The following is a 23352-nucleotide window of genomic DNA, read 5'->3' as shown; positions in this document are numbered from 1 at the left end:
GCCAGCCATAGCCGGTGCGATGCGTGCAAGTCGAGAAGCCGTCTTGCTAGGGGGTGATCGATTCGAGCACTGCGGCGCGCAATTCGGCCATGCCGAAGCCGGTTTCGCTCGACGTTGCGATGATTTCCGGGTGTGCGGCGGGGCGGGTGCGCGCTTCGGTGGCGGTCTGGTCCAGCACCGCCGTCAGTTCGGTCGCCTTGATCTTGTCCGCCTTGGTGAGCACCAGGCGATAGCTGACCGCTGCGTCGTCCAGCATCTTCATGATGTCACGGTCGACATCCTTGATGCCATGGCGCGAATCGATCAGCACCAGCGCGCGCTTCAGCACCTGCCGGCCGCGCAGATAGTCGTTCACCAGGTAGCGCCACTTGCGGACCATGTCCTTTGGTGCCTTGGCGAAGCCATAGCCCGGCATGTCGACCAGCCGCATCACCAGCGGCGCGCCGACATCGAAATAGTTCAGTTCCTGCGTCCGCCCGGGCGTGTTGGAGGTGCGGGCAAGGCCGTTGCGGTTGGTGAGGGCGTTCAGCAGCGACGATTTGCCGACATTGGAGCGGCCGGCAAACGCCACTTCGGGAACGTCGGGATCGGGCAGGAAGCGCAGTTCGGGGGCCGATTTCAGGAACGCGACCGGCCCCGCGAACAGCTTGCGTGCCGCCTCGACCAGTTCGGCCTGCGCTTCCGCCGCACCCTCGTCCGCTTCGTCGCTCACTTCGCTGCGGCGTCCTTGAGCGCCGGGTGGCGGCTGTAGAGCCACTTCTGCTGCGCGATGGTGAGCAGGTTGGACACCGTCCAATAGAGCTGCAGGCCGGCCGCGAACGGCGCCATCACGAACATGAACACCCACGGCATCAGGCTGAACACCTGCTTCTGCATTTCGTCCATCGGCTGCGGGTTCAGCTTGAACTGCAGATACATGGTGATGCCGAGCAGCACGGGCAGCACGCCGATCGCCAGGAAGCTGGGCGGGGTGAAGTTCAGATAGCCGAACAGGTTGAGCAGGGTCGCGGGATCGGGGGCCGAGAGATCCTTGATCCAGAGGATGAAGGGCTGGTGGCGCATTTCGATCGTCAGCATCAGCACCTTGTAGAGCGCGTAGAAAATCGGAATCTGCAGCACCAGCGGCAGGCAGCCCGCGATCGGGTTCACCTTTTCCTCGCGGTACAGCTTCATCATCTCTTCCTGAAGCTTCGGCTTGTCGTCCTTGTAGCGTTCCTGCAGCGCCTTCATCTTCGGCTGCACCGCGCGCATGCCCGCCATCGAGGCGAACTGGCGCTGCGCGATCGGGAACATCAGGCCGCGCACCAGAACGGTCAGCAGGATGATCGCGACGCCGAAATTGCCGGCGAACTTGAACAGCCAGTCGAGCACCCAGAAAATCGGGCGTTCGATCGGAGCGAACCAGCCCCAGTCGATCGCCTTGTCGAACTGGACGATCTTCAGCTTGTTCTCATAGTCCTGCAGCACGCCCACTTCCTTCGCGCCGGCGAAGAAGCGCGTCTCGGTGGAAAGCGCGCGGCCGGGCTGCACCACCGTCTGGGCAGCGCGGAAGTCGGCCTGATAGGCGCCGTCGGTGGCGATGCGGAACTTGGCGTTCACCGCCTTGCCCTGATCGGGCACCAGCGCGGTCAGCCAATATTTGTCGTTGAAGCCCAGCCAGCCGCCGGTGGTCGAGAAATCGACGCCGTTGTTGCCAGCGGCATCGACATCCTTGAAGTCGACATCATAGTTGGCGGCGCCGTTGAACACGCCGGTCGGGCCGGTGTGGATCGTCCAGCTATCCGGATCCTTCGAAACGCCGCGCTGGGTGACATAGCCATAGGGCTGCACCGCGACCGCGCCGGCACTGCGGTTGGCGACGGTCTGCTGGACGGTGAACATGTAGTGATCGTCGACCGCGACGCGCATCGCGAAGACGAGGCCTGCACCATTGTTCCAGCTCAGCGTCACCGGCTTGCCGGGCACCAGTTCGGCCGCGTCGGCAGTCCACACCGTGTTCGGACCGGGAACGGCCACGCCGTCGCCCGACCAGCCGAAACCGGCGAGGCGCGCATCCTTGGTGCCGGCGGGTGCCAGAAGGCGGATCGGAGGCGCGTTCTTGGCGATCGTCTCGCGATAGTTGGTCAGCAGGATGTCATCGATCCGGGCGCCCTTCAGCGCGATCGAGCCCTGCAGCTTCGGCGTGCGCACCGGCAGGCGCGGCGAGGCGCCGAGCGCGGTCGCGACCGGGCGGATCGCGCCAGGTGCGTCGGTCGCCGGCGCCGAGGCGGTGGGTGACGCAACCGGTACGGACTTGCCGTCGACCATCTTGGTCGCTGGCGGGTTTGCGGTGGGGAAGAAATAGTCGGTGAGGAACTGGCCGCCAAACAGCACCAGCGCCGCGATGAGCGCGAAAATGATCAGATTGCGCTTGTCGTCCACGCTAAACTCCCACCCCGTCCGAATGATCGCCCGTCAGGGCACCGGGTCATAACCGCTGCCCCCGAACGGATGGCAGCGTGAAATCCTCCGGACAGCCAGCCAGCTGCCCTTGAGCGCGCCATAGCGCTTCCATGCCTCGATCGCATAGGCAGAACAGCTTGGCTGATAACGACAGCTTGGCGGCAAGATCGCCGAGGGGCCGAGCTGCCACGCACGCGCGGCAAGGATCAGCAGCCGGGCGATCATCGCCTGGCTCGATCCAGTGCCTTCGTCAATTCTTCGCCCAGCAGGTCGTAATCGCGCTCGACACCGCCGGCCCGCCCGATCAGCACATGATCCGCGCCCGGCACGCCGCGCTCCTCAAGGAAGGTGCGTGCCAGTTCGCGGAAACGGCGCTTCATGCGATTCCGCACGACAGCGCCGCCGATCTTCTTGGTAACGGTGATGCCCAGCCGAATCGCCGAATCGCCGTCATCGCGACGACGGACGAGCAGAACGAAGCCGGGCATGGCCACGCGCTTGCCGCTGTTCGCCGCGAGATAATCCGCGCGGCGGGTAAGCCGGTTCAGGCGGACAGCTTGCTGCGGCCGCGGGCGCGGCGCGCGCGCAGAACCTTGCGGCCCCCGACAGTCGCGCTGCGCGACCGGAAGCCGTGACGGCGGGCCCGCACGAGCTTGCTGGGCTGAAAGGTGCGCTTCATCGCTCATTCCTCAAGTGTCAGAATAGAAAAAGGGCCGCCGTTGCGGGCGGCCGCTGTGAAGGGCGCCGATAGGCAAAAGGCGCCATGAAGTCAATCCGTCGGCTCACCCCTTGAGGCGGCGATCGCGACATCGCGACATATCGCAATCCGGCGACGCGCGCTGGGGCGCCGCAGGCCCCAGTCCGCCCAGTCGCCCCAGCCGGGATGACGGCGTTTGAATCGCACATAGCGGCGCTTTGCCCAAGCGGAATTCCGGAGAACGAGGCCGAGTCCCGCGGCGAAGACGATGATGCCGCCGGGGCCGGGCAGGGGGCCGACGAGCGGCGTGAGCGCGATCAGCAGCCAGCCGACACCGCAGAGCAGGGTGCGTATCCGGGGATCGCGGCCCAGCGCGCCCCATGTCTGCTGCAGTGCCAGGCGCCATGTCATGGAGTTGAGGTGGGAGGGATTGATCGCCGGAACAAGCCGATGCGACGTCGTTCGTCGCATCGCATCGGGTGCTCGTCGGTTCGCGGCAGAGGGTGGCAATCAGATTTCGCTCGACTCCGCGCCGCGCCTTCGTACAAGCCGGGCAAGGAACAAAGGGGGAATATTATGGTCTCGATCGTGTCGACCGTTGCCTATCTCGGGCTCGATGCGCGCGCGGTCGAGGCGCAGGTGCAGTTGACGCCGGGGCTGCCGGCATTCGTCGTCGTCGGCTTGCCTGACAAGGCGGTGGCGGAAAGCCGTGAACGGGTGCGCGGGGCGATCGCCGCGATCGGCCTCTCGCTACCGCCCAAGCGGATCAGCGTGAACTTATCGCCGGCCGACCTGCCCAAGGAAGGATCGCATTATGATCTGCCGATTGCGCTGGCGCTGCTTGGCGCGATGGGCGTGATCGATGCCGAGACATTATCCTCCTATGTTTTCGTGGGCGAACTAGGGCTCGACGGTCGACTGGCGCCATCGCCCGGCGTGTTGCTTGCCGCGCTCCACGCGGCGGAGGTCGGCAAGGGGCTGGTCTGCCCTGCCGCGCAGGGACCGGAGGCGGCGTGGGCGAGTGGCATCGAAGTGCTCGCCGCGCCCGACCTGATCGCGCTGCTCAACCATTTCCGCGGGCGCGCGTTGCTGGCACCGCCAGTGCCTGGCGAGGTGGAGGCGCGTGCGGCGGGGCCGGATCTCAAGCAGGTGAAGGGACAGGAAACCGCAAGGCGCGCGCTGGAGATCGCCGCGGCCGGTGGCCATAACCTGCTGATGGTCGGCCCGCCGGGCGCCGGCAAGTCGCTGCTCGCCGCCTGCCTGCCGGGCATCCTGCCCGATCTGACGCCGGCGGAGGCGCTGGAGGTGTCGATGATCGCCAGCGTGGCGGGCGAACTCAATGAGGGGCGGATGGTTCGCAGCCGGCCGTTCCGCAGCCCGCATCATAGCGCCTCTATGGCGGCGCTGGTCGGCGGCGGTATCCGTGTTCGGCCGGGCGAAGTGAGCCTCGCGCATCTCGGCGTCCTGTTTCTCGACGAACTCGCGGAGTTCCAGCGCGTCGGGCTCGATTCGCTGCGCCAGCCACTGGAAACGGGCAAGGTCAGCGTCGCCAGGGCCAACGCTCATGTCACCTTTCCGGCGCGCGTACAGTTGATCGCGGCGATGAATCCATGCCGCTGCGGTCATCTCGGCGACCCCGCGCTCGCCTGCTCACGCGCGCCGCGGTGCGCTGCCGACTATCAGGCGAAGGTCTCGGGGCCGCTGCTCGATCGTATCGACCTGCATGTCGAGATGGTGGCTGTCACCGCGGCCGATCTCGTCCTGCCGCCGCCCACGGAAGGATCCGCTCAGGTTGCCGCGCGCGTCACCGCCGCACGCATGGTGCAGACCGAGCGCTATGCGAAGGTGCCCGTCCGCACCAATGCGGAGGCTGACGGCGAGTTGCTGGACCGCGTCGCGACGCCGGATGACGCCGGCCGCACCCTGCTCGCGCAGGCGGCAGAGGCGATGCGCCTGTCTGCGCGGGGCTATACGCGCATCCTGCGCGTCGGCCGCACCATCGCCGATCTCGACGGGTCCGAGGGCGTTCACCGCGCTCATGTGGCAGAGGCGCTGAGCTACCGGCGGCGGGCACCCATGGCATAAGCGGGAAAATGCGATCCGTGCATCCGCAATGAGTTCTTGATCCTGCGACGATTTTGAGGGAGCGTCGGCTTTGTCGGCCGACATCAGATCGGCCCTTGGGGCGCGTTTATCTGTATTTCTCAAGGGGATCCGCTATGGAATGGATGACACTGGCGCTCAAGAAATATGCGCAGTTTGACGGCCGTTCACGGCGCAAAGAATATTGGATGTTCGTCCTGTTCAATATCATCGTGGCCGTTCTGGCGATGATCATTGACATGATTCTGGGTATCAACACACTGGTTTTCGGCGTTTATGGCCCGCTTTACACCATCGTGGCGCTTGGCCTGCTTATTCCGAGCATCGCTGTAGGAATTCGTCGCCTGCATGACACGGACCGTTCGGGTTGGTGGATGCTGATCGGGTTGGTTCCGTTTGTCGGCGGTATCGTGCTGCTGGTATTCTTCGTTTCCGAAGGATCGCGGGGCCCGAATCGTTTCGGTGAGGATCCTAAATCGCCGGGGCACGTTGACGTGTTCGCGTGAAATGCTGGCGGGGGTGGTCACGTACCGTCCCCGCCATCCTTTTTGGGGCAAACAGGGGACCGCTCAATGGAATGGATGATTCTGCCGTTGCGTCGCTATGCCGATTTTTCGGGGCGTTCGCGGCGCAAGGAATATTGGATGTTCACGCTGCTGCAGCTCATCGTTTATGGCGCGGCAGCGATCGTTGGCGGCATCTTTGCGCTGATCTATAATGCGACGGCTGGTGGCAGCGATGCCGGCGGCGTGTTCGCGATCATCTTCCTGGTTCTCTTCGTGATCGTTGCTTTCGGGCTCATCATCCCGAATATCGCGGTCACTGTCCGGCGCTTTCACGACCAGGACAAGTCGGGCTGGTTCATCCTTCTCAACCTGATTCCCTATATTGGTGGCATCATCGGGCTGGTGTTCATGTGCCTGGAAGGCACGCGCGGTGCGAACCGCTATGGTGACGATCCCAAGTCGCCTTCGCACTACGACGTTTTCGCCTGATCCCTATCTGATTGGTCCGGTTGCCCCGCATGGTGCGCGCGGGGCATAGCTGCGCCATGCCCGATCCCGATCCGCTCGATCCCGATCCCGTCGCCCGACTCACGCCGGGCGAGCGCGATTGTTTGCGGCTGGTGCTCGATCACAAGCCATCGAAGGAGATCGCGATCCGGCTGGGTATCGGCCCCGATGCGGTGGACAAGCGAATCAAGCAGGCGATGCGCAAGCTGGGCGTCTCGACGCGGGTCGCCGCGGCACAGCGGCTGGCAGATGCGGAAGCTGCGACCGGTCCGGGCGGTACGGGCGCTCCCGACGCCGGAGCCCATGGCGAAGCAGACCGGTACCAGCGGCTGGTATACCAATCGGCGGCACTGGCCGCGGCCGCCGAACCCCGGGCATGGATCGATCCGCAGCCGGCAACGGAAGGGGCGGCGACCGGGTTCCGGGAAGAGCGCATGGCGTTCGATATCCTGGAAGCGGATCCCACTCCGCCGGCCGTAGGGATCGATGAAGACGCGATCGACGGACGACGGATCCTCAGGATCCTCGCATCGATCATCGGCATTGCAATCCTCGCGGCGCTGGTTGCGGGCGGATTGCTCAGCGCCATCCTGGCGGGGCAGCAGGCTCTGGAAGCCGCGCTGACCTGACCCGGCGGTTCACGGGCACCCGCATCGTCAACGCCATGCCCGCCGACCAGGGCGGAAAAGGGGAATGCATGTCCGAAGCGTCTACCTCCGTCGTTCATCCTGATTTCCAGCGGTCGCGCAGCGGCCGCCTCGTCGCCGCCGAACGGATCGCCGAGCCGCTGATCGGTACCGAGGCCGCGTTCGACGCCGCGATCGGCCAGCTCTCGCTGCTCGGTGCCGCCATCGCAACGTCGCGCGTCGATGCCGGCATGGCGGCGGAATTCAGCCAGGGCAGCCTTGAGGATATCGCCGAAACGCTGACCGCCACCGTCGCCGCGCGCCGCGCGCTGATCAACACGCACCGCCGGCTAGGCGCGATGCAGCGCAAGGCCGGGCTGGAGGCGATCAATTTCGGCGCCGGTGACGGCAAGCCGCTGCCTGCCTTCACGGCCTGATACTGAGGTTGGGATTGACCGGGCCATCGCTTGATGGTCCGGTCGGTTCATGGCCCTGATCCTGTTGCTCACCGCGTACTGGACCTATCTTGTACTATGTTGTGGCTTTGCATTGTGGCGCGGCGGCCCGCCCGAACGGATTGCCGCATGGGGCATGATCGCGGCGTCGGTGCTGACGATCTTCGCCGCCGATCCCGACGGCTATGTCCAGGTCGAATATGCGGTTCTGGCGATCGACCTCGGGCTGCTGGCGCTGCTGGTCGCGCTTGCGATCGTCGCTGAGCGGCGCTGGACGTTATGGGCTGCCGGCTTTCATCTCGTGGGGGTTTTGACCCCGATCGCCTTCATGCTGTCTCCGACGGCTATCCGCTTCGCCTACGCGTTGATGCAGGGTTTCTGGGCTTATCCGACACTGACGGCGTTGCTGCTGGGCGCGATCGCGCACCGGCGGCGGGTGAAGCGGGGAACGGACGGCAGGTCCTGGCGGCGCTTCTCGCCCCGCTCGGCACTCCAACCGCCGCGCGCGCCGCCGGTCAACTGATGGACGAGTTCGGCAGTGTCGCAGCGGTGATGAGCGCGCCGCCGGACCAATGGGCGCGATTGCTGGGTGCGGGTCATCCGGCGATCGAGCAGCTCGGCGCCACTCGTGCCGCGGTGCTGCTGTGGCTGCGCGAGGAAGCGATCGTCGCGCCGATCTTCGCGAATTTCGATGCGCTGCTCGATTATCTGCAGGTCGATATGGGCCGGCAGCGCGAGGAGTGCCTGCGGGCGCTCTATCTCAATGCGCGCAACGAACTGATCCGGGACGAGACGCTGATCCAGGGCACGATCGATCAGGTGCCCGTCTTTCCACGGGAAGTGGTGCGGCGGGCGATCGAACTTGGCGCGGCGGCCTTCATCCTCGTCCACAACCACCCATCAGGGAATTCCGAGCCCAGCGCCAAGGATGTCGAGGCGACGCTCAGGCTGCGCAGCGCCGCCGCACTGTTCGACATCAGCCTGCACGACCATATCATCGTCGCCCGCGGCGGGGCGACCAGTCTGCGCCGAAGAGGATTGTTGTGACCCAATCGACCGATTTCGCCGCTGATCTGCCGGGCATCGCGCGTGCGCTGCTCGATGAGCGCCGCGCGCGGGATGCCCGGCTCGGCGACGGTATCTTCGCCGACCCGGCCTGGGATTTGATGCTTGCTGCCTATGTCGGCCAGCGCGCCGGGCGGCCGCTTTCGGCGGCATCGCTAGAGACGGCGAGCCCGGTGCCGCGGTCCACGGTGCAGCGCTGGGTGCGGCTGCTCGTCGAGCGCGGCGTGCTCATCCCATCGGGAGAGCGCGACATCACCCTCACGCTCGCAGGGCCGGCGCTGGCGCGCATGGAGGATCATCTGGCATTCTTCGCAGGCGCGCTGCCAGCGCGCACGCGCGCCGACTGAAGCCGGCTGCCGGCCGTCTGCAACGAAGTCGCAGGCAGGTGCTGGAAATGTCCGATCCGCTCGCGTATAGCGCCGCTTCGGCCGGCGTTTCGCCGGACTTACGTCATGCGGGCGTGGTGAAATTGGTAGACGCGCCGGACTCAAAATCCGGTTCCGCAAGGAGTGTCGGTTCGAGCCCGACCGCCCGCACCACCATGGAAATCGGCGGAAACCGGCGGGCCGATGACGGGCTGAACAGGGCGCGTCGAAGGCGCGGACGACATGTTCGGCGGGCTGATTCGCGCCGGCAGGCAATCTAGACGCGTCTTGATCCCATCATTGGTGCGTTTGGATCGCCTCGTCCAGAATCCGGAGCGCAGAGCGGCTAATTTGTTGCATCGATGTGACAAAAATTGGTGAGATTTCACATTCATGCTGGTGTAACGTCGCAGCAACGAATCAAAACAGGCTAATCAGCGGGGGGCTGGTCGCGACAAATGTTCCAAAATTTCGCGAGACAATAGATCGGCCGCGTCAATCACCGGCGCTTTTCGGCCGATTCGTGTTCACGGCGAAGTACCGGAGGGCGATCGATCGAATCAGATCGTCTGGTCGGTAAGATGTCATGTCGAATTGATTTCTGATCGGAAGGTTCAAAACACCGGGAAGGTGAAGAGCGCACGAAGTCTGCGAGTATCATTGGTCAGGGGGAACATGATGCGTTGGGGGATGGCGGTTCTCGCCCTTAGGTTTGGGCAGCGGGCGATGGCGAGTTGGGCGGTGGTCGGTCAGCCGCGCGGCCGGCTCCATCGGGCCAGCACGTCCTGGCGACGGACCTCAACAGCTTCGATGCGCGTGCGTGGCGCCGATGCCGTCGGCACGGTGGGCATCGCGCCGCACATGATCGGCATCCATCTCCGGACCCATTTTTGAATATGATTAAGGGCGCTTTTCGGGCGCCTTTCCTTTTATCGATCGCACACGGATACATAGGGGACTGCATGCAGAATGAGACCAAGCGCCGTTTGCGTCAGGCTTTGATCGCAGCCACCGCCGCGCTGGCGTTCGCTGCACCGGCCGCCGCCAAGGATATGGTGATCCACGCCGGCACGCTGATCGACGGCGTTTCGGCCACGCCGAAGAAGCAGGTGTCGATCCTGATCAAGGATGATCGTATCAGCGGTGTGCAGAGCGGCTTTGTCACCCCCGCCGGTGCCGAGGTGATCGACCTCTCGCAGGCGACGGTGCTGCCCGGTCTCATCGAAACCCACGACCATATTTCCTCGTCGGGCGACCGCCGCCCGCTCAACCGCTTCACCCAGACCGAAGGCGACGCGGTGATCTCGGCCATGCTCAACGCGCGCCGCGAGATCGAACTCGGCTTCACGACCGTGCGCGACGTGGGTTCGGGCCCGCTGACCGCGCCGGCGCTGATCCGTGGCATCAATTCGGGCAGGATCGTCGGACCGCGCCTTTGGACCGCGCTCGAGGCGCTCGGCCCCACCGGCGGCCATTCCGACCGGGCCAATGGCATGCGGCCGGACATCAGCTTCGAAGGGCGCGACGCCGCGATCATCGACGGGCCGGAAGAGGCCAAGATCAAGGTGCGCGAGCACCGGCGGCGCGGCGCTACCGTCATCAAGATCATGCCGAGCGGCGGCGTAGCCTCGATCGGTGATGATCCGCATCACATGACGATGGCCGATGACGAGATGAAGTCTGCGATCGATACCGCGCACGAACTCGGCATGAAGGTCGCCGCGCACGCGCACGGCAAGAAGGCGATCGACCATGTCATCATGGCCGGCGTCGATTCGGTCGAGCATGGCACCTATGCCGATGCCGAGACCTACAAGCTGATGAAGGCGCGTGGCACCTTCCTCGTGCCGACACTGCTCGTCGCGGACGCGATCTACCAGACCGCGATCAAGACGCCGGAACTGCTGCCGCCGACCGTGGCCGACAAGGCGATCGCAGTGACGCCGACGATGATCGGCAATGCCGGCCGCGCCTATCGCGCCGGCGTCAAGATCGCGTTCGGCACCGATCAGGGGGCGACCTCCAACCGCAACAAGGGTGAGGAATTCGCGCTGCTGGTGAAGGCGGGGCTGCCGCCGATGGAGGCGATCTTCACCGCCACCCGCAACGCCGCCGAACTGATCGGCACGCCCGAGGATATCGGTTCGGTGCAGACCGGCCGCTATGCGGACATCGTCGCGGTGCAGGGCGATCCGATCGCCGACATCACCGAGTTGCAGCGCGTCCGCTTCGTGATGAAGGGCGGCGAGGTGCTCAAGAAGGATGGGGTGATGCAGCGCTGATCCACCGGCGATGCCCTTTCACGTCCTTTTCGATCTTCGGGAGTTTCCCATGAACGCCAAGCGCATCATCCTCTCCACCGCTCTCTCGCTCGTTTTCGCCGCAGCGGCCGCGACGCCTGCCGTCGCGAAGGATGTCGTCATCCACGCCGGCACACTGATCGACGCCGTGTCCAAGGCGCCGCGCAGCAAGGTGTCGATCGTCATCAAGGATGAGCGGATCGTCGCGGTCGAGCCGGGCTTCGTCATGCCCGCTGGCGCTGAGGTGATCGACCTGTCGACCGCCACAGTGCTGCCGGGCTTCATCGATACGCACGACCATATTTCGATGGGCCGCGACTGGGGCGTGCTCGCGCGCTTCACCCAGAGCGATGGTGACGGCACCATCACCGCCGCCCTCAACGCCCGGCGCGAGATCGAGATGGGCTTCACCGCGATCCGCGATGTCGGCTCGGGCCCGATCGAGGCGCCGGCGCTGATCCGCGCGATCAATGCCGGCAAGCTGATCGGCCCCCGCATCTGGACCGCGCTCGAGCCGCTGGCGGCGACCGGCGGCCATTCGGACGCGGCCAACGGCATGCGCCCCGGTATCGAATTTGCCGGCCGGGATGCCGCGATCGTCGATGGTGCGATCGATGGGCGGGTGAAGGTGCGCGAGCATCAGCGCCGCGGCGCCACCGTCATCAAGATCATGCCGAGCGGCGGCGTCGCCTCGATCGGCGACGATCCCAACCACATGACGATGACCGACGACGAGATGAAGAGCGTCATCGACACCGCGCATGAGCTTGGGATGACGGTCGCCGCGCACGCGCACGGCAAGAAGGCGATCGACCATGTCATCATGGCCGGCGTCGATTCGGTCGATCACGGCACCTATTCGGATGCCGAGAGCTACAGGCTGATGAAGGAGCATGGCACCTTCCTCGTGCCGACCCTGCTCGTTGCCGACTGGATCTATCAGGTCGCGGTGAAGGCGCCGGACAAGCTGCCGCCGACGGTCGCCGAAAAGGCGATCGCGGTGACGCCGACGATGATCGGCAATGCCGGCCGCGCCTATCGCGCGGGCGTGAAGATCGCCTTCGGCACCGACGTCGCCGGCTCGTTCGACCGCAACAAGGCGGAAGAGTTCGCGCTGCTGGTGAAGGCGGGGCTGACGCCGATGGACGCGATCCTCACCGCCACCCGCAACGCCGCCGATCTGCTCCACGCCAGCGATGATATCGGCTCGATCCAGGCCGGCCGCTACGCGGACATCGTCGCGGTGCAGGGCAATCCGCTCAGCGACATCACCGAGCTGCAGCGCGTGCAGTTCGTGATGAAGGGCGGCGACGTGGTGAAGCAGGGCGGCGTGCTCGCGCCGTGGGCGAGCAAGTAGGGATCGGCTTCGGAACGAGGGGGTATCGCATGGGGTTCAGGAAATTGCTCGGACTGGGGACGCTGGCGGCGTTCTCCGGCGCGGCGCTGCCGCTTCCCGCACTGGCCCAGGCGGCCCCCGCTTCGGGGCGGCCCGAGATCAAGTTCACCACGACCGGCGCCTTCTCGATGGCCGATATCCCGGCCTACAAGGGCGACAACAAGGATATCTACGCCCACATTGAGAAGAACAAGGCGGCGCATATCGCCAATCTCCAGCGCTGGGTGCGGCAACGCTCGATCAGCGCGCAGAATGATGGCGTGCGTGAGATGGCCGAACTGGCCGCCGCGGATTTCCGCAAGATCGGCTTCCAGGAGGTCGAGGTCGTCCCCACGAGCGGCCACCCCGGCGTGTTCGCCTATTACAATGCCGGCGCGAAGAAGACGCTCGTCGTCTACATGATGCTCGACGTCCAGCCGGTCGAGCCCGAGGACTGGAAGGTGCCGCCGTTCGAGGGCGCCATCGTCGAGGATCATCCGCTCGGCCGCGTGCTGATGGCGCGCGGCGCCACCAACACCAAGGGCCCCGAGCGGGCTTTCCTCAACACGATCGAATCGATCATCGCGGTGCGGGGTAAGCTGCCGGTGAACCTGATGGTGGTCGCGGAGAGCGAGGAGGAACTCGGCTCCCCGCATTATCCCGAGATCATCGCCAAATATGCCGATAGGCTGAAGACGGCGGCGGGATCGATCTATCCGGGCGGCGGCCAGTCTCCGGCGGATGGCGCGGTCTCGATGCAGCTCGGCAACAAGGGTATCCTCTATGTCGAGCTGGAGGCGAAGGGCAACCCGACTACCGGCGGCCCGCAGAAGGCCGAGATCCACAGTTCGTGGAAGGCGACTACCGATGCGCCCGCATGGCGGCTGACGCAGGCGCTCGCGACTTTAACCTCCGCGGACGGCAATACGATCGCCATTCCCGGCTATTACGACAAGATCCGCCAGCCGAACGAGGAGGAGCAGCGCCTGTTCAACGGCACGCTCGCTGGGTGGGAGAAGCGCCAGCTTACCGTGCGCAAGGGTTTCAACATCGATCATTGGTATAACGGGATGGACGCGCGCCAGTCCCTGTCGCGCTATCTGTTCGATACCACGCTCAACATCGATGGCATCGCGACCGGCTATGACGGTCCGGGGATGAAAACCATCCTACCGCACCGCGCCTACGCCAAGCTGGATTCGCGGCTGGTGCCCGATCAGACGCCGGATGAGATGCTGGCGCTGATGCGCAAGCATCTCGACGAAAAGGGTTTCGCCGACATCGAGATCCGCAAGCTCAGCGGCTATCCGTCCTCACAGACCTCAGTCAGCGCTCCGCTCGTCCGCGCGGTGCTGGGCACCTACAACAAATATGGCCTGACCGTGGACGTCTCGCCGCGATCGGGCGGCAGCCGGCCCTCCTATGTCTTCACCCAGACCTTGGGGCTGCCGGACGTCACGCTGGCGATCGGCCATGGCGCCGATGCGCACGCGCCCAACGAATATCTCGTCATCGATCCCAAGCCGGGGTCGAAGATCTTCAGCCTGACCCAGGCGGAAGGCTTCTACGCCGACGTGCTCTACGCGCTGGCGGCGATCAAGTGAGTGCCCGCCCGCGCCGGCAGCGGCGCGGCCACGTGTTTTCCCAAGAGGATGACGTCATGACCACGAAGAGTTTGGGCAAGAAATTCGGACGCCGGGCGATGCTCGCGATCAGCACCACAATCGCCCTCGGTGCGGCGTCCGCAGCCAGCGCGAAGGATGTGGTGATCCACGCCGGCACGCTGATCGACGGCACCTCCGCCGCCAAGCGCAGCAAGGTCTCAATCATCGTCAAGGATGAGCGGATCGTCGGCGTGCAGGACGGGTTCGTGACGCCGGCGGGCGCGGAAGTGATCGACCTTTCCGGCGCGACCGTGCTGCCCGGCATGATCGACATGCACAATCACGTCACCGGTGGCGGATCTCGCGATCGGCTGCGGGGTACGGTAGAACAGGCGGCCTATCAATCGAGCTGGAACGTCAACGCCATCCTCAACGCGGGCTTTACCAGCGTACGTGACGTCGGCGGCGCGACCGAGCTGGTCGTGGCACTCCGCGACTCGATCAACTCAGGACTGATCCCTGGCCCACGCCTGTCGGTTTCGGGCAACGGCCTCAGCCCCACCGGCGGCCATGGTGACCCCACCAATCACATGGACCCGCGCTGGCAGCGCACCAATGACTGGAAGCTGGGCGTCGTCGATGGCCCGATCAGCGCGATCCGCGCGGTGCGCGAACTGCACAAGCGCGGCGTGAACCTGATCAAGATCGCCGCGTCGGGCGGCGTCGCCAGTCCCGGCGACGATCCCGCGCTGCAGCTTCTCAATGACGAGGAACTGAAGGCGATCGTCGAGACGGCGCATTCGCTGGGCATGAAGGTCGCCAGCCATGCGCACGGGAAGGCCGGCATCGATGCGGCGGTGAAGGCCGGCGTCGATTCGATCGAGCATGGCACCTATGCCGATGCCGAGAGCTACAAGCTGATGAAGGAACGCGGCACCTATATGGTGCCGACGCTCTTCGCCGGTCAGGAGATCTACGACGTCGCGGTGGCGACGCCGGACAAGCTGCCGCCGACGGTCGCGGACAAGGCGATCTCGGTGACGCCGACGATGCGCAAGAACGCGATCAACGCCTATCGCGCCGGCGTGAAGATGGCGATGGGCACCGACCAGCTCGGCTGGCGGCCGCATGGCGAGAACGCCAAGGAGCTCGAATATATGGTCGCCGTCGGCATCAAGCCGATCGACGCGATCCTGATGACGACGCGCAACGCCGCGGATCTGCTCGGCAAGTCCAACGATGTCGGCTCGATCCAGGCCGGCCGCTTCGCGGACATCGTCGCGGTGGATGGTGACCCGACGCAGGACATCAAGATCCTGCAGAGCGTCAAGTTCGTGATGAAGGGCGGCAGGGTCTTCAAGGCGAACGGCAAGCCGCTGCCGCTTGACTGAGGCGCGGACGGCACCCCGTCCCCTCCGTCCCCCAAGCAGATCATGAAGGGTTTCAAGCCATGAAAAAGAGTTTCACGAAGGCGGCACTGGCGCTTGGCGCGCTGCTGTCCACCACCGCACCGGCGCTCGCCAAGGATGTCGTCATCCATGCCGGCACCTTGATCGATGGCATCTCGACCACGCCGCGCACGCAGGTTTCGATCGTCATCAAGGATGACAAGATCGTCGGCGTCGAGAAGGGCTTCGTCACGCCCGCGGGAGCGGAAGTGGTCGATCTGTCGGGCAGCGTCGTGCTGCCGGGGCTGATCGACATGCACGACCATGTCAGCGGCGGCGGATCGCGGCGCGACAAGCTGCGCGGCACGCCCGAGCAGCAGGCGTTCCAGGCGACCTGGAACGTGCGCCAGATCCTCAACGGCGGCTTCACCACCGTGCGTGACGTCGGCGGCAATATGGAGGTGATGGCGGGCCTCAAGAACGCGATCAATTCCGGCCTCATCCCGGGGCCGCGGCTGTGGATATCGGGCCCGGCGATCAGCCCCACCGGCGGCCATTCCGACCCCAGCAACGGCATCGATCCGCGCTGGGAGCGCACCGACGACTGGAAGATGACCGTCATCGACGGCCCGGTGGAGGCGATGAAGGCGGTGCGCGAACTGCACAAGCGCGGCGCCGATCACATCAAGATCCACTCCAGCGGCGGCGTCGCCAGCGTCGGTGACGATCCCAACCTGCAGCTCCTGCGCGACGACGAGCTGAAGGCGATCGTGGATACCGCGCATTCGCTGAACATGAAGGTCGCCAGCCATGCGCATGGGAAGGCCGGCATCGAGGCGGCCGTGCGTGCCGGCGTCGATTCGATCGAGCATGGCACCTATTCGGATGCCGAGACCTACAAGCTGATGAAGGAGCGCGGCACCTACATGGTTCCGACGCTGTTCGCCGGCAAGGAGATCTACGATGTTGCGGTGACCACGCCTGACAAGCTGCCGCCGACGGTGGCCGGCAAGGCGATCGCGGTCACGCCGACCATGGTGCACAACGCCGTCGGCGCATGGAAGGCCGGCGTGAAGGTCGCGCTTGGCACCGACCAGCTCGGCTGGCGGCCGCACGGCGAGAACGCCAAGGAGCTGGAATATATGGTCGCCGCCGGCATCCCGCCGATGGATGCCATCCTCGCCGGCACGCGGGCTGCGGCGGATCTGCTCGGCCGCTCGAACGAAGTCGGCTCGGTGCAACCCGGCCGCTACGCCGACATCATCGCGGTGACCGGCGATCCCACCAAGGACATCACGATCCTGCAGAAGGTGCAGTTCGTGATGAAGGGCGGCAAGGTCTACAAGCAGGACGGCAAGCCGCTCGCCTTCAATTGATGACGACTTCCCCTCCCGCTTGCGGGAGGGGGCAGGGGGAGGGCGTGTCACTCTTTGGCGGACTCGACAGGCCCTCCCAAAAAATGACTGCCGAGCGGGTCGTCATTTTTCTCCCCGACGCTGCGCGCCGAAACGAGAAAGCCCAACAGAGCACACGCCGCCTCACACGTGAAAGCCGCGGCGCCGCACGATCGACTTCAGCGAGACGATTGAATTCACGTGCGCGATGCTGCGGATGGCGGTCAGTCGGCGCAGCACATGTTGGTAATGGTCAAGGTCGCGCACCACCACCCGCAGCAGATAATCAGTGCTGCCGGTGGTCATGAAGCAACTGATGACTTCGGGGAAGTCGTTGATCTCGCGCTCGAACTCGCCCAGCATTTCATCGGACTGGCGCTCGAGCGTCAGCATCACGAAGATGCTGAGCGATCCAGCCATCCGCTTCTCGTCAAGGATCGCGGCATAGCCTTCGATATAGCCTTCGCGCTCCAGCCGGCGCACGCGCCTGAGCGTGGGTGTCAGCGAAAGACCGATGTCATCCGCCAGATCGCGCCAGCTGATCCGGCCGTCCGTCGCCAGCGTCTGCAGGATCTTGCCGTCATAAGCGTCAAGTTCGGCGCCCTGTTCCATCCCGGCGGGACGGAGCCGTTCCATGCCGCTCAACTTCCGGTCGCGACGCTGCTGTCGTCCAGGCGATAGAATATGCCGCCGCGGTCCGCCTTCACCAACCGCAGCGTGCCTTTCAGCACCAGCGGACCATCGGTGACGCGCACTGCTTGGCTCGTATGCACGTCGATGAAATGCGTCGGCCCCATCGCCATGTGAAACAGGCAGTCCGGCTGATACTGGAACAGGATGAAACGGCTCTGCTCCGCCTTGCCCTCTTCGGTCGGCATCATGAAGCCGGCGACGGTTACGGTCTGGTTGTCGAGCGCCGCGACCTCCGCTGAGAACGACGGCTTCAGATAGTTCCGATCAGTCGCCTGGTCGTGCCACTCGATCGCCTGCGCGCTTTCCAGCACGTCCCAGGAAAGGCCGCCTTCCGGGGTGGGGGCCTTCACGCCATCGTCATGCGCCTGCGCCCGCGGAACAGCGATTATCATCGTGGCGGCGCAAACTGCCGCAATCAACCAAACCCTCATCTCGTCCAGCAACTCCGTCCTTGATTGGCAAACGGTGCCGCGCCGCACCCCCAATCGGCGACAAGACGCTCGGCAGTAGATGCAGCATAGAGCGATTTCTCACGCATTTAAAAGACCGATGACGCCTGAAAAGATGATCCGCGGCGCCGGGCGGCCGATCCTTATCCCGCACGCTGCCCCTCGGCGCGGCGCTGCTGATCGAGCGCGTCGAGCACCTCCCCAGGGTCGATCGTCTGCTTGATCTCCTGGATCTGCGGATCGTCGATTGCCACATCCAGTCGCTCGGCGATGCGTTCCACGAGTTGTGCCAGCTTCGTCAGTTCATGCTCGGCAAGCAGATTAATATGGAGGTCGAGGTCGGCCCGCTCGTCGGCCGATGCCGCCATCCGGTTCTGGCTGATCAATACGAAGGTCGAAAGAAAGATCGCCTCGACCGAGGCCTCCATCGCGAGCACCACGAATGTTGGATCGAACGGCTCGACCAAGGGCAGCCAGCCAAGGTTGATGAGGATCCATGTGCCGTAGACGATCAGATGGAGCGCAACGAACGTCATTGAGCCGGTGAAACGCGTGACGCGTTCGGCGATCCTCTCGCTTAACGGCGCTTCCCGCGCCTCGGCTGTCCGGCGCGCCGTAAGGTCGCGGATGTTCTCCGCCAACGCCGAGGCCATTTGTGTCGAGGATTCCGCACGCATGAATCGCCAACCGATCATGCGTGCGGATGTTTCTTCCTATCGGATCATATCTGCCGCAGGGACATAAGGCAGGTTAAGATCACGCGCGACCGCCTCATAGGTGACATGGCCGTTGCAGACATTGAGGCCTGCCAGCAGGTGCGGATCGCGCGCCAGCGCGGCCTTCCAGCCCAGTTCGGCGATGCGCAGCGCGTGCGGCAGGGTTACGTTGTTTAGCGCATAGGTGCTGGTGCGCGCGACCGCGCCCGGCATGTTGGCGACGCAATAATGGACGATGCCGTCGATGATGTAGGTCGGCTCGGCATGCGTCGTCGCGTGGCTGGTTTCGAAGCAGCCACCCTGGTCGATCGCGACGTCGACGAGCACCGCGCCCTTCTTCATCGTCTTGAGCATGTCTGCGGTGACGAGCTTGGGCGCGGCGGCGCCCGGGATCAGCACGCCGCCGATCACCAGATCTGCTTCGGCCACCGCGGCTGCGAGGTTGGCGCGGTTGGAGAAGCGCGTCTTGGCACGCGCCTCGAAATAGATGCCCAGCCGCTCGAGCACCTCCGGAGAGCGATCGAGGATGGTCACGTCGGCACCCATGCCGGCCGCCATCTGCGCTGCGTTGAAGCCGACCACACCGCCGCCGATGATCGCGACCTTGGCGGGCAGCACGCCCGGCACGCCACCCAGCAGCACGCCGCGGCCGCCATGCGCCTTCTCCAGCGCGGTCGCGCCGGCCTGGATCGAGAGGCGGCCGGCAACCTGGCTCATCGGCTTGAGGAGGGGCAGGCCGCCCGACGCGTCCGTCACCGTCTCATAGGCGATGCACACCGCCTTGGAGGCGATCAGATCGCGGGTCTGCTCGGGGTCGGGGGCGAGGTGGAGATAGGTGTAGAGGATCTGGCCTTCGCGCAGCATCGCCCGCTCAGCGGGCTGCGGCTCCTTGACCTTGACGACCATTTCGGCGCGTTCGAAGATCTCGGCGGCAGTGGCCACGATCGTCGCACCGGCAATGCGATAGGCCTCGTCGCCCGAACCGATGCCATCGCCCGCGCCGGTTTCCACCAGCACCTCATGGCCGTGCGCGACCAACTCGGTGACGCTCTCGGGCGTCAGCCCGACGCGATATTCGTGGTTCTTGATTTCCCGTACGGTGCCGACGATCATGGAGGCTCTCCCCTGTTAAGGTCGCGAGAGTGTATCGCGGTTTGCGCGCGATTTTCTCCCTGATATGGCGCTCCCAACGCCCGCTGGCGGGATTCTATCCCGCTGCGAAACACATGACGGGATGGCGCAATGATGGATAAGGCCGATCGAATCCTGCTTGAGGAATTGCAGGCCGACTCACGCAGACCGATCGTGGAACTTGCCGAACATGCGGGATTGTCCAGTTCGGCCTGCCATCGTCACATCCGCATGCTGGAAAACGAAGGCTATATCGAGGGTTATAGCGCTCGGCTCGATCCGGAACGCCTGGGGCTCGGTCTCCATGCGCTGGTCGAGATTTCATTGACCCGGCAAAGCCGGGAAGCGATGAATGCATTCGAGGACGCCGTCGGCCGGTTCGACGATATCCTTTCGTGCGATCTCACCTCGGGCTCCGCGGACTATGTGATCCGCGTCGCCGCGCCCGATCTTGCCGCGTTCGACGATATCCACCGCAACTGCCTTGCCCAGCTTCCGGGCGTGTCGGCGATGCGCACCAGTTTCGTGATCCGCCAGATCAAGCCGTGGCGCGGCTATCCGGTTCCGGAGCGCTGAATCAGACGCCGATCAGCTCGGCCAGGCGAGCCGAAAGCGCATCGCAATCGCCCTTCACCAGCAACTGCTTCGATCGCGCCGTCGTGCCCGATAGCAGGCTCACATCCCGTCGCGGAACGACGAGCGCTTTGGCGAGAAGCGCAATCACCCCCGTGTTGGCGCTGCCCTCGACCGGGGCGGCGGTGATGCGGACGCGCAGTTCGGGGCGACCGGCCGCGTCCGCCGCCACGCCCTCTATCGCGTCGCGCGCGGCGCGGGTCGTCACGCGTACGGCGATGCGCAGGCCTTCTCCATGCGGCGTCGCCGGCAGCATCAACCGATCGCGGCGGTCACGGCCTTGCGCCAGCCGGCGAGGCGGCTGGCGCGCGCTGCGGCGCTGGCGGCGGGCCGGAATTCATCGATCGCGCCGCGCATCGTGGCCGCCTCGTCGAGCTTGTCGAACAGCCCGCAGCCGAGCCCGGCGAGCATCGCTGCGCCGACCGCGGTGGTCTCGACGAACGCGGGGCGTTCTACCGGCACGTCAAGCATGTCGGCCAGATCCTGCGCGATCCAATCATTCGCGGCCATGCCGCCATCGATCCTGAGCGTCGTCCAGTCGAAGCCGTCGGCGGCGAAGGCAGTCTTCAGGTCGTTGGTTTGGTGCGCCATCGATTCGAGCGCCGCGCGCACGACATGCGCGCGGCTGGTCGCGAAGCCGAGGCCGGCGATCAGGCCCTGAGCGCCCGGTTCCCAGTGCGGCGCGCCCAGCCCGGAGAGCGCCGGCACGAGGAAGCAGCCGCCATTGTCCGCCACGGAGCGTGCCAGCTCCTCGGTCTCGGTTACGCCCCCGATCAGCTTCAGGCTGTCGCGCAGCCATTTGACGAGGCTGCCGGCGACAAACACCGATCCTTCCAGCGCATAGCTGCGTGCGCCGCCAAGCTGCCAGGCGATGGTGCCCAGCAGCCGGTGACGCGATCGGGGGAAAGTTTTGCCGGTGTGGGTCAGCACGAAGGCGCCGGTGCCGTAGGTCGCCTTGGTGTCACCAGGCGCCAGGCAGCGCTGGCCGATCGAAGCGGCCTGCTGGTCGCCCGCGAGCCCGCAGATCGGGATCGCGCGGCCGAACAGGTCGGGCAATGTCTCGCCGAAGCGGCCGGCGGAATCGACGATTTCGGGCAGCAGCCGGCGCGGCACGCGGAACAGGTCGCACAGTCCGTCGTCCCAGCCGCCGCTGCCGATCGCCATCAGCGCGGTGCGCGAAGCGTTTGTGGCATCGCTGATGTGCAGGCCACCGGTCAGCCGGTGGACGAGATAGGATTCGACCGTGCCGACCGCAAGCCTGTTGCCCGCCTCGCGCAATTGCGGCCAGGTCTCCAGCGCCCACCCGATCTTGCTGCCGGAGAAATAGGGATCGAGCAGCAGCCCGCTCAGCGCCTGCACGCCCGGTTCCTCGCCATCCGCTTTCAGGCGGCGGCAGATCTCGGCGGTACGGCGATCCTGCCACACGATCGCGGGCGCCAGCGGCTCACCGGTGTCGCGATCCCAGAACACCACAGTCTCGCGCTGGTTGGTGATGCCGATCGCGGCGATGGCATCGGCGCCGCCGACTTCGGCGATCACCGCGCGGCAGGTTTCCAGCACCTTGTCCCAGATCTCGGCGGCGTCATGCTCGACAAGGCCGGGCCCGGGGTAATTCTGCGTCAGTTCGGCCTGCGCGCTTGCCAGCACCTCGCCCGACGCATCGAACAGCATCGCGCGGGTCGATGTGGTGCCTTCGTCGATGACGAGGATGTGGTCGGCCATATAAGGGGCCGGCGCCCGATCAGCCGCGGCTGACCGCGAGGGTCGGGCGCCGGGCCGCGTCCTCGCCGCGCGGCAACCGGCCTCCGGAAAGGATGTCGCCGATCGGGCCAGGCAGGCGCCGAAGCAGCAGCGCGAGCAGCAGCGTGGCGATCAGCACCAGCGCGGGTTGAAGCGTCAGATAGGCTGGATAGATCGGTGCCCCCAGCGTGCCGGTCACCTGGCCCAGCAGCGGTCCGCCCAGCCACAGCATGACGAGGTGGGAGCAGAACAGCAGGAACATATAGGGCTCCAGCCGCCAGAAGATCGGCGAGAAGCGCGATTCCGCGAGGCGCCATGCCACCTGCCAGAAGGCGAGCGCGCCTGCGAAGCGCAGCACGAGATCGACCGCCTGCATCGACAGTGTCAGCTTGCCAAGCACGATCGGTCCCTCCAGCACCGTCCACAGCTTCACGCCGCCCAGCAGCAGGAACGCGGGCAGGATCAGCAGCGGCGATATCTGCGCGAGCTTCGGGCCGATGCCGGCGCGGCGTACGCCGATGCCGATCAGGAAGAACAGCAGGATGGGCGGGCGCAGGAACAGCACAGTATGCCATTCGGTCAGGATCCATGCCAACACCAGCGCAGCGGCGATACCGAGCATCCACCCGCGCGCGCGGACGAGCAGGGGGGCGGCCAGCATGCACAGGAACAGGTCGCGCAGGAACGGCATCTGCACGTTGATGTCGTTGGCGCGGGTCAGCGCGACCAGCTCGTCGGCGAACCATTGCGCATCGCGGGGCACCGGCACCTGCATGCCGGCGAGCGTGCCGATCGTCGGGATCATCAGGATCGCGATCGCGTTCCACGCCACCATCGGCGCCAGGATCGCGCGTGCCTTGCCGCCGATGAAGCTGCCATAGCTGCGCTTCATTGCCGAGCCGACCACGAGATAACCCGAGATCACGCTGAGCAACGGTACCGAGGAACGACCCAGCAGTTCGACCAGCACCGCGCGATAAACGGATTGGGTGCCGTGCATCAGCGCCTTGGATTGCTCGATCGTCAGCCCGGTCCAGCTGTGGACGTAGACGATGCCGAGGATGCAGATGACGCGCGCGACCTTGATCGCGCTCTCGGTGCGGATCGCGTCCGCGCTGCGTGCGACACCCTTTTCGGTCATCGACCGCAACCCTCGTGCTTCG

General features: G+C 65.5%; 27 protein-coding genes and 1 tRNA gene. 15 read left to right on the top strand and 13 right to left on the bottom strand.

All coding sequences use genetic code 11. The annotated features are described in order from the left end of the window. Nucleotides 1–46: 46 nt before the first annotated feature. The 6 genes from yihA to FHS96_RS24360 form a co-directional block, all read right to left on the bottom strand. Entirely contained in the window at nt 47–712 is a 666-nt protein-coding gene (gene yihA, locus FHS96_RS24385; protein ID WP_429598115.1) for a ribosome biogenesis GTP-binding protein YihA/YsxC, read from the bottom strand. Beyond that, complete coding sequence (gene yidC, locus FHS96_RS24380) at nt 709–2421, bottom strand: membrane protein insertase YidC (protein ID WP_429598113.1); 1713 nt, start codon at nt 2419–2421, stop codon at nt 709–711. Before yidC ends, yihA begins: the two co-directional genes overlap by 4 nt. A gap of 33 nt (nt 2422–2454) precedes the next feature. Further along, nucleotides 2455–2667, bottom strand: a complete 213-nt coding sequence (yidD, locus tag FHS96_RS24375; RefSeq protein ID WP_429598111.1) for a membrane protein insertion efficiency factor YidD — start codon at nt 2665–2667, stop codon at nt 2455–2457. After that, the gene (gene rnpA / locus FHS96_RS24370) at nt 2664–2990 is read right to left on the bottom strand and encodes a ribonuclease P protein component (RefSeq protein ID WP_429598393.1); all 327 of its coding nucleotides are present in this window, start codon (nt 2988–2990) and stop codon (nt 2664–2666) included. The genes yidD and rnpA overlap by 4 nt, the downstream gene beginning before the upstream one ends. Then, nucleotides 2987–3121, bottom strand: a complete 135-nt coding sequence (gene rpmH, locus FHS96_RS24365) for a 50S ribosomal protein L34 (protein WP_429598391.1) — start codon at nt 3119–3121, stop codon at nt 2987–2989. The genes rnpA and rpmH overlap by 4 nt, the downstream gene beginning before the upstream one ends. 90 nt (nt 3122–3211) lie before the next feature. Further along, entirely contained in the window at nt 3212–3610 is a 399-nt protein-coding gene (locus FHS96_RS24360) for a hypothetical protein (RefSeq protein ID WP_429598109.1), read from the bottom strand. A 105-nt stretch (nt 3611–3715) separates the two neighbouring features. Here FHS96_RS24360 and FHS96_RS24355 point away from each other — a divergent pair, with 105 nt between their 5' ends. The 14 genes from FHS96_RS24355 (at nt 3716) to FHS96_RS24290 (ending at nt 16809) form a co-directional block, all read left to right on the top strand. After that, nucleotides 3716–5224 carry a YifB family Mg chelatase-like AAA ATPase gene (locus FHS96_RS24355; RefSeq protein ID WP_429598107.1) on the top strand — a complete coding sequence of 503 codons (1509 nt, stop codon included), beginning with the start codon at nt 3716–3718 and terminating at the stop codon, nt 5222–5224. A 134-nt stretch (nt 5225–5358) separates the two neighbouring features. Next, nucleotides 5359–5748, top strand: a complete 390-nt coding sequence (locus tag FHS96_RS24350; RefSeq protein WP_429598105.1) for a DUF805 domain-containing protein — start codon at nt 5359–5361, stop codon at nt 5746–5748. Between the two features lie 66 nt (nt 5749–5814). Further along, on the top strand, nt 5815–6237 hold the full coding sequence (locus FHS96_RS24345) for a DUF805 domain-containing protein (protein WP_429598103.1): 423 nt from the start codon (nt 5815–5817) through the stop codon (nt 6235–6237). Nucleotides 6238–6266: 29 nt separating this feature from the next. After that, the gene (locus tag FHS96_RS24340; RefSeq protein WP_429598101.1) at nt 6267–6884 is read left to right on the top strand and encodes a helix-turn-helix domain-containing protein; all 618 of its coding nucleotides are present in this window, start codon (nt 6267–6269) and stop codon (nt 6882–6884) included. Nucleotides 6885–6952: 68 nt separating this feature from the next. After that, entirely contained in the window at nt 6953–7318 is a 366-nt protein-coding gene (locus FHS96_RS24335) for a hypothetical protein (protein ID WP_429598099.1), read from the top strand. Between the two features lie 49 nt (nt 7319–7367). Continuing rightward, entirely contained in the window at nt 7368–7859 is a 492-nt protein-coding gene (locus FHS96_RS24330) for a hypothetical protein (RefSeq protein WP_429598097.1), read from the top strand. Beyond that, a complete protein-coding gene (locus FHS96_RS24325; protein WP_429598095.1) occupies nt 7859–8383 on the top strand; it encodes a JAB domain-containing protein in 525 nt (174 codons plus the stop codon). The genes FHS96_RS24330 and FHS96_RS24325 overlap by 1 nt, the downstream gene beginning before the upstream one ends. Then, a complete protein-coding gene (locus tag FHS96_RS24320) occupies nt 8380–8748 on the top strand; it encodes a hypothetical protein (RefSeq protein WP_429598093.1) in 369 nt (122 codons plus the stop codon). The genes FHS96_RS24325 and FHS96_RS24320 overlap by 4 nt, the downstream gene beginning before the upstream one ends. A 107-nt stretch (nt 8749–8855) precedes the next feature. Then, a tRNA-Leu gene (locus tag FHS96_RS24315) sits at nt 8856–8940 on the top strand. A 788-nt stretch (nt 8941–9728) separates the two neighbouring features. Further along, the gene (locus FHS96_RS24310) at nt 9729–11048 is read left to right on the top strand and encodes a metal-dependent hydrolase family protein (protein WP_429598091.1); all 1320 of its coding nucleotides are present in this window, start codon (nt 9729–9731) and stop codon (nt 11046–11048) included. Between the two features lie 49 nt (nt 11049–11097). Continuing rightward, a complete protein-coding gene (locus FHS96_RS24305) occupies nt 11098–12423 on the top strand; it encodes a metal-dependent hydrolase family protein (protein ID WP_429598089.1) in 1326 nt (441 codons plus the stop codon). 29 nt (nt 12424–12452) lie between these two features. Continuing rightward, complete coding sequence (locus FHS96_RS24300) at nt 12453–14045, top strand: M20/M25/M40 family metallo-hydrolase (RefSeq protein ID WP_429598087.1); 1593 nt, start codon at nt 12453–12455, stop codon at nt 14043–14045. A 56-nt stretch (nt 14046–14101) separates the two neighbouring features. Continuing rightward, entirely contained in the window at nt 14102–15436 is a 1335-nt protein-coding gene (locus FHS96_RS24295; protein ID WP_429598085.1) for a metal-dependent hydrolase family protein, read from the top strand. A 59-nt stretch (nt 15437–15495) separates the two neighbouring features. After that, a complete protein-coding gene (locus tag FHS96_RS24290) occupies nt 15496–16809 on the top strand; it encodes a metal-dependent hydrolase family protein (RefSeq protein ID WP_429598083.1) in 1314 nt (437 codons plus the stop codon). A gap of 162 nt (nt 16810–16971) precedes the next feature. Here the strand turns inward: FHS96_RS24290 and FHS96_RS24285 are convergent, their stop codons facing one another. From FHS96_RS24285 to ald, 4 genes are all read right to left on the bottom strand, one after another. Continuing rightward, nucleotides 16972–17463: an Lrp/AsnC family transcriptional regulator gene (locus FHS96_RS24285; RefSeq protein ID WP_429598081.1), complete on the bottom strand. Its 492-nt coding sequence runs from the start codon at nt 17461–17463 to the stop codon at nt 16972–16974. A 5-nt stretch (nt 17464–17468) separates the two neighbouring features. Further along, nucleotides 17469–17912 carry a DUF3299 domain-containing protein gene (locus FHS96_RS24280; protein WP_429598079.1) on the bottom strand — a complete coding sequence of 148 codons (444 nt, stop codon included), beginning with the start codon at nt 17910–17912 and terminating at the stop codon, nt 17469–17471. A gap of 200 nt (nt 17913–18112) precedes the next feature. Continuing rightward, nucleotides 18113–18664, bottom strand: a complete 552-nt coding sequence (locus FHS96_RS24275; protein WP_429598077.1) for a DUF1003 domain-containing protein — start codon at nt 18662–18664, stop codon at nt 18113–18115. 18 nt (nt 18665–18682) lie between these two features. After that, on the bottom strand, nt 18683–19798 hold the full coding sequence (gene ald, locus FHS96_RS24270; protein ID WP_429598075.1) for an alanine dehydrogenase: 1116 nt from the start codon (nt 19796–19798) through the stop codon (nt 18683–18685). 132 nt (nt 19799–19930) lie between these two features. On the opposite strand from ald, the gene FHS96_RS24265 reads away from it, so the two are divergent. Continuing rightward, the gene (locus tag FHS96_RS24265) at nt 19931–20392 is read left to right on the top strand and encodes an Lrp/AsnC family transcriptional regulator (protein ID WP_429598073.1); all 462 of its coding nucleotides are present in this window, start codon (nt 19931–19933) and stop codon (nt 20390–20392) included. Nucleotide 20393: 1 nt separating this feature from the next. Here FHS96_RS24265 and FHS96_RS24260 read toward each other — a convergent pair whose 3' ends face one another. The 3 genes from FHS96_RS24260 to FHS96_RS24250 are packed head-to-tail and all read right to left on the bottom strand — an operon-like array spanning nt 20394 to nt 23330. After that, nucleotides 20394–20705 (bottom strand): ACR/YggU family protein, encoded by a 312-nt coding sequence (locus FHS96_RS24260; protein ID WP_429598071.1) that lies wholly within the window; start codon nt 20703–20705, stop codon nt 20394–20396. Beyond that, entirely contained in the window at nt 20705–22171 is a 1467-nt protein-coding gene (locus FHS96_RS24255; protein WP_429598069.1) for an FGGY family carbohydrate kinase, read from the bottom strand. The genes FHS96_RS24260 and FHS96_RS24255 overlap by 1 nt, the downstream gene beginning before the upstream one ends. A 19-nt stretch (nt 22172–22190) precedes the next feature. Further along, nucleotides 22191–23330 (bottom strand): acyltransferase family protein, encoded by a 1140-nt coding sequence (locus tag FHS96_RS24250; protein WP_429598067.1) that lies wholly within the window; start codon nt 23328–23330, stop codon nt 22191–22193. Between the last annotated feature and the right edge of the window lie 22 nt (nt 23331–23352).

This window comes from Sphingomonas zeicaulis (assembly GCF_050433225.1).
Classification (GTDB): domain Bacteria; phylum Pseudomonadota; class Alphaproteobacteria; order Sphingomonadales; family Sphingomonadaceae; genus Sphingomonas_D; species Sphingomonas_D zeicaulis.
This window is presented reverse-complemented; position numbering and strand designations above follow the sequence as displayed.